This window comes from Caballeronia choica (genome assembly GCF_001544535.1).
Taxonomy (GTDB): domain Bacteria; phylum Pseudomonadota; class Gammaproteobacteria; order Burkholderiales; family Burkholderiaceae; genus Caballeronia; species Caballeronia choica.
In genome coordinates this window covers 1-6,193 of record NZ_FCON02000266.1, presented here as the reverse complement: position 1 = coordinate 6,193, position 6,193 = coordinate 1, and the positions used below count along the sequence as shown (strand labels likewise).

Sequence of the window (6,193 nt, the reverse complement as noted above, 5' to 3'; positions counted from 1 at the left end):
AACGCGATGCAGGGCTACCTCACGCGCTTCCCGAAGATCGAGGGTCTGTTCGCGATCAATGACCCGCAGGCTGTCGGTAGCGATCTCGCGGCCAAGCAGTTGCACCGCAAGGAGATGGTGATTACGTCCGTGGATGGCGCGCCGGACATCGAAACCGCACTGAAGAGCGACACGCTGATCCAGGCATCGGCGAGCCAGGACCCGTGGACGATGGCGCAAACGGCCGTGGACGTCGGCTACAAGATCATGAACGGGCAGAAGCCGGCGAACCCGCTGATTTTGATGCCGTCGACGTTGATTACGCGTGAGAACGTCGGAAGTTATAAGGGGTGGTCGTCGCCGCGTTGAGGGGCGAGTTGGCGGAGAGGGTGAAAGCGCTCGCGCGGGTTGGCGGGCGCTTTTCGTTTTCCCCTTCAATGCCAGAGCCGCGTCACTTCACCCTCAGCCCCGCCCACCGGATCACTCGACGGAATCGGCAGCGCTGCCATCCTGCGCCGTCCATCGTCGTCAAGCGCGTCGCGCCGGATATCCCACTGCTGCCCCGGCGGATAAGCGCCGACGACCAGAAAGCGCCCCTCGCTCGACAGCAGGCAATGCCCCGTGCCCGCGGGCAGGACGAGTGCATCGCCGGCCTGCACCGAGATGATCCGCCCGGCCGGGCCGCCGAGAATCAGTTGCGCACGGCCGGTCGCGACGCCGAGCGCTTCGTGCGCGGTCGAGTGATAGTGGTGATAGTCGAAGACGCCGTCGCGCCATTGCGGCGGCCAGCCATTGCCGCTGAACAGCGCCTCGAAGCGGCCGGCGCCGTCCGGCTGTGCGCCGTCGATCACGCCGCGCCAGAGCAGCACCGGCAGCCGCGCGTTGTTCGGCACCCAGCCGTTGGCATCGAGCATGAAAGGTTCGCAACGGGAATCGGCTGCACGCAGGTGTTCGGTTTCGTCAGTCATTGGGGTTTCTCCTGATGCATGCGGATAACCACGCAAACCGCGTTCCTCGGCTGATCGTGGAGGGCGGCGCGCGCGGCGCCTTTGGCTAACCAACGCGCACGTCGATCGGGCCGGCCGTCGGCTGCAAACTCCGCCTCACTCGTGAAGCGAATGCCCATCTTCTGTCCACGCCCGAAGGCACCCGAAGGCATCCCAACGCCTCCGCACAAACGCCCGTCCGTGCGAGAATTCCACAGTTCGGCTGTCACCGGACGACCGCGCCCGGGGCAGCGCGATCGCCACGCCTTGCACGTGCACGCGTGGTCCGGAACGGCAGCGCGACCAGAGCGACGACCGAAGCGGCGACCAAGCGTGTCGAGGAGAAGCGCGTTGATGAAACCTGACAATCTGATGGCGGATACGGGACCCGTCAGTGCCGCACCGACCTTCCTGGCGGGCGGCGGCGAAATGGGCGCGCTGATCCGCACGCATGACTGGGCCTCGACACCGCTCGGCCTCCCTGAAAATTGGCCGCAGAGCCTGAAGACGGCCATCCGCATCATGCTGACCTCGCGCCAGCCGATCTGGATCGGCTGGGGCCGCGACCTCGTCTTCTTCTACAACGATCCCTACAAGTCGATCATCGGCGGCAAGCATCCGGTCGCACTGGGGCAACCGACCGAAGTCGTCTGGCGCGAAATCTGGCACGAGATCGCGCCGTTGCTCGATTCGGCGCTCACCGGCGGCGAGGGAACCTTCGTCAAGCAGAAGCTGCTCATCATGGAGCGCAACGGCTTTCCCGAAGAGACCTACTACACCTTCTCCTACAGCCCGGTCCCCGACGACGACGGCAGCACCGGCGGCATCATCTGCGCGAACAGCGACGACACGGCCCGCGTCGTCGGCGAACGGCAACTGACGCTCTTGCGCGAACTCGCGGCATCGACTCCCGATGCGCACACCTGGCGCGAAGCGTGCTCGCTCGCCACCCGCGCACTCGCGACCAATCCGCACGACATCCCCTTCGCGATGCTCTATGCGGCGGAGCCGGGCGGCACGCAAGTGTCGCTCGTCTGCACGTGCGGGATCGCGAACGATCACCCGGCGGCGCCCGCCTCGATGAACGCGGGAAACGCAGGCAACGCGCCGCCCTGGCCTTTCGCGGAAGCGCTGCGCACGCAGGCGCCCGTCATCGTCGACGATCTCCCGGCGCGGTTCGGCCCTGGCCTGCCGACGGGCGCCTGGGCCATCGCGCCGCGACAGGCCGCCGTGCTGCCGATCCTCGCTGCCGGCGAGACCGGGCGCGCCGGCGTGCTGGTCGTGGCGCTGAACCCGTGCCGTCTGTTCGACGACAGTTATCGCTCGTTCCTCAATCTCGTGGCCGGCCAGATCGGCGCGGCGATCGGCTACGCGCATGCCTACGAGGAAGAACGGCGGCGCGCGGAGGCGCTCGCCGAGATCGACCGCGCGAAGACCGCGTTCTTTTCCAACGTCAGCCACGAGTTCCGTACGCCGCTCACGCTGATGCTTGGCCCGCTCGAAGAACTGCTCGCGAAGCCGGAACTCGCCGCCGAAAGCGATCGCGAACTGATCGAGGTCACGCATCGCAATGGCCTGCGGCTTCTCAAGCTCGTCAACGCGCTGCTCGACTTTTCGCGCATCGAAGCGGGCCGCATGCAGATCCAGAAGCAGCCGACCGACATCGGCGCGTTCACCGCCGAACTCGCGTCGCTATTTCGCTCGGCGATCGAGGCGGCGGGCATGCAGCTCGTGATCGAAGGCGAGCATGCGGGCGTCGTCGTCGACCTGGATCGCGAGATGTGGGAAAAGGTCGTGATGAACCTGCTCTCGAACGCGTTCAAGTTCACATTCGCGGGGACGATCGAGGTCGCCATGGCGGCCACGCGCGACGGCAGCGTCGAAGTGAGCGTGACGGATTCGGGCATCGGCGTGTCCGAGGACGAGATTCCGCGGCTCTTCGAGCGCTTTCACCGCGTGGCGGGCGCGAAGGGCCGCTCGGTGGAAGGCAGCGGCATCGGGCTTGCGATGGTGCAGGAACTGGTGCGGCTGCACGGCGGCACGATCGGCGTGGAAAGCAGGCTCGGCCACGGCTCGCGGTTCGCGGTCAGGCTGCCGCGGAGCGCGCAGGCGCTCGCCGCGCCCGCGCCGGACGCGCACGCGCTCACGAGCCGGAACGCGCAGGCCTACGTCGATGCCGCCGTGCGCTGGAACCCGGAAGACGACAGTCTCTCGCAGCCGATGCCGCTGCAGGAACCCGTGCTGGCCGAAGCCGCGGTGGCGCGCGTGCTGGTCGTCGACGACAACGCCGATCTGCGCGACTACATGAAACGCATCCTGGGCGCGGCGGGGCATCAGGTGAGCGTCGCGATCGACGGCCAGGCGGCGCTCGAAGCCGCGCGCGCGACTGCGCCCGATCTCATCGTCTCGGACGTGATGATGCCGCGCCTCGACGGCTTCGGGCTCTTGCGCGAACTGCGCGCGGACCCGGCGTTGCGCGACACGCCGGTGCTGCTGCTGTCCGCGCGGGCAGGCGAGGAAGCGCGCGTCGGCGGCCTGGAATCGGGTGCCGACGACTATCTGACCAAGCCCTTCTCCGCGCGCGAACTGCTTGCGCGCGTCGCGAGCAACCTGCAACTCGCGCGGCTGCGTCGCGAGACCGAGAATAAGCTGCGCGAGGACTCGCGCACGCTCGAAGTGCTGAACCGCGTCGGCCAGGCGGTGGCGGCCGAGCTTGACCTCAACCGTGCCGTGCAGACCGTCACCGACGCCGCGACCGAACTCACGGGCGCCGCGTTCGGCTCGTTCTTCTACAACGTGCTCGACGACGTGGGCGGCAGTTACATGCTGTACACGCTCTCCGGCGTGCCGAAGGACGCATTCGACAAGTTCCCGATGCCGCGCAACACGGCCGTCTTCGCCCCGACCTTCGAAGGCGCCGGCATCGTCCGCTCCGACGACATCACGAAGGACCCGCGCTACGGCCACAACCCGCCGCATCGCGGCATGCCGAAGGGGCATCTCGCGGTGCGCAGCTATCTCGCCGCGCCTGTGCTGTCGCGCAACGGCGAAGTGCTCGGCGGCCTCTTCTTCGGTCATCCGAAGCCGGGCGTGTTCACCGAGCGAGCCGAACGCATCCTCGCCGGCATCGCGGCGCAGGCCGCGATCGCCATCGACAACGCGCGTCTCTATCAGGCCGCGCAGGCCGAGATCGCCGAGCGCACGAAGGCGCAAAGCGCACTGCGCGACCTGAACGAAACGCTCGAGCGGCGCGTGGTCGAAGCCGTCGCCGATCGCGACCGGCTGTGGGAATTGAGCGAGGACCTGCTCGTCGTGGCCGGCTTCGACGGCAGGCTGCAACGCGTGAGCCCGTCGTGGACGCGGCTGCTCGGCCACCACCCCGAGTGGCTGCTCACGCGCTCGTACCTCGATCTCATCCACCCCGACGAACACGCCGCCGTCTCCGAACATCTGGACCGGCTGCGCGCGATCCGCGCGCCAATGCGCCACGAAAGCCGTTTGCGGCGCATCGACAATTCGTGGCGCTGGGTCGCGTGGACCTTCACGATCGATCCGTCGACGGAGCGCATTCACGGCGTCGGCCGCGATGTCACGTCCGATCGCGAGACGACCGAAGCGCTGCGCCATGCCGAGGAAGCGCTACGCATGGCGCAGAAAATGGAGGCGATCGGCAAACTGACGGGCGGTGTCGCGCATGATTTCAACAACCTGCTGCAAGTGATCGGCGGGAACCTGCAACTGCTCGCCAAGGACGTCGCCGGGTCGGAGAAGCCGGAACAGCGCGTGCGTAACGCGCTGGCGGGCGTCGCGCGCGGCGCCAATCTCGCTTCGCAGTTGCTCGCGTTCGGCCGCCGTCAGCCGCTCGCGCCCAAGGTCGTGAATCTCGGACGCTTCGTGCGTGGCCTCGACGACATGTTCCGCCGCGCGCTCGGCGACGGCATCGAGATCGAGACGATCGTGTCGGGCGGCTTATGGAATACGCTCGTCGATCCGTTCCAGGTGGAGAACGCGCTGCTGAATCTCGCGATCAACGCCCGCGACGCGATGAACGGCCACGGCCGCCTCACGATCGAAGCGGGCAATGCCGCGCTCGACGATGCCTACGCGAAGCGCAACGCCGACGTGACGCCCGGCCAGTACGTGATGGTCGCCGTCACCGATACGGGCTCCGGCATGACGCCCGAAATCCGCGAGCGCGTGTTCGAGCCGTTCTTCACGACCAAGCCCGAAGGGCAGGGCACGGGTCTCGGCCTGAGCATGGTGTACGGCTTCGTCAAGCAATCGGGCGGGCATGTCAAGGTGTACAGCGAACCCGGCCACGGCACGACGATCCGCCTTTACCTGCCGCGCGTGCGCCAGGAAGAAGACCTGGAGACGAATGTCGACGCCGGTCCGGCGAAGGGCGGGAAGGAGACGATCCTCGTCGTGGAAGACGACGAAGAAGTGCGCGCGACGGTGGTCGAAATGCTCTCCGACCTCGGTTATCGCGTGCTGCGGGCGAAGGACGCGCAGAGCGCGCTCGCGATCGTCGAAAGCGGGGTGCCGATCGATTTGCTGTTCACCGATGTCGTGATGCCCGGGCCGCTGCGCAGCACCGAACTCGCGCGCAAGACGCGCGAGCGGCTGCCCGCCGTCGCGGTGCTGTTCACGTCGGGATATACCGACAACGCGATCGTGCATTCGGGGCGGCTCGACGAAGGCATCGAACTGTTGAGCAAACCGTACACACACGAGGCGATGGCCCGCAAGGTGCGCCATGTGCTGACCGATCCGCGGCGGCGGGCATCGGCGGCCGCGCTGCATGGCGGGGATTCGGCGGCATCCGGCACCGGCGGCGACACCGCCGAGGCCCTGCGTCGCCTGCGCATCTTGCTCGTCGAGGACGACGATCTCGTGCGCTCCAGCACTGCCGAGTTGCTCGCGACCTTTGGGCTGAACATTTTCGAGGCGAGTTCGGAGACGGAGGCGATGCGCATCGTGCGCGAGCAGCCCGTCGACGTGATGCTGACCGATGTCGGGCTGGGCGGCGCATCGGGGGTCGATCTGGCGATCGCGGCGCGGAGGCTGATTCCTGCGCTTGGGGTGATCTTCCTGAGCGGCCGCGACCTTGCATTGTCGTCGGAGGAGCAGCAGGCGCTCGGCGGCGCGCGGCAGTTGCAGAAGCCCTATGATCCGCGCGATTTGATCGATGCGTTGAGGGCCTGCGTGGGGTGAGGGCGCTGGCGCTT

Annotated in this window: 3 protein-coding genes; 2 read left to right on the top strand and 1 reads right to left on the bottom strand. The window is 67.5% G+C overall.

The genetic code is table 11. The features are described from left to right. Positions 1–348, top strand: a 348-nt coding sequence (locus AWB68_RS41875) for a substrate-binding domain-containing protein (RefSeq protein ID WP_143282028.1), incomplete at its 5' end; no start/stop codon positions are given. Positions 349–413: 65 nt separating this feature from the next. On the opposite strand, the gene AWB68_RS41870 is transcribed toward AWB68_RS41875, so the two are convergent. Next, on the bottom strand, positions 414–947 hold the full coding sequence (locus tag AWB68_RS41870) for a cupin (RefSeq protein ID WP_200828947.1): 534 nt from the start codon (positions 945–947) through the stop codon (positions 414–416). Between the two features lie 372 nt (positions 948–1,319). On the opposite strand from AWB68_RS41870, the gene AWB68_RS41860 reads away from it, so the two are divergent. Further along, positions 1,320–6,179: a response regulator gene (locus AWB68_RS41860; RefSeq protein WP_087650022.1), complete on the top strand. Its 4,860-nt coding sequence runs from the start codon at positions 1,320–1,322 to the stop codon at positions 6,177–6,179. Positions 6,180–6,193: the final 14 nt, after the last annotated feature.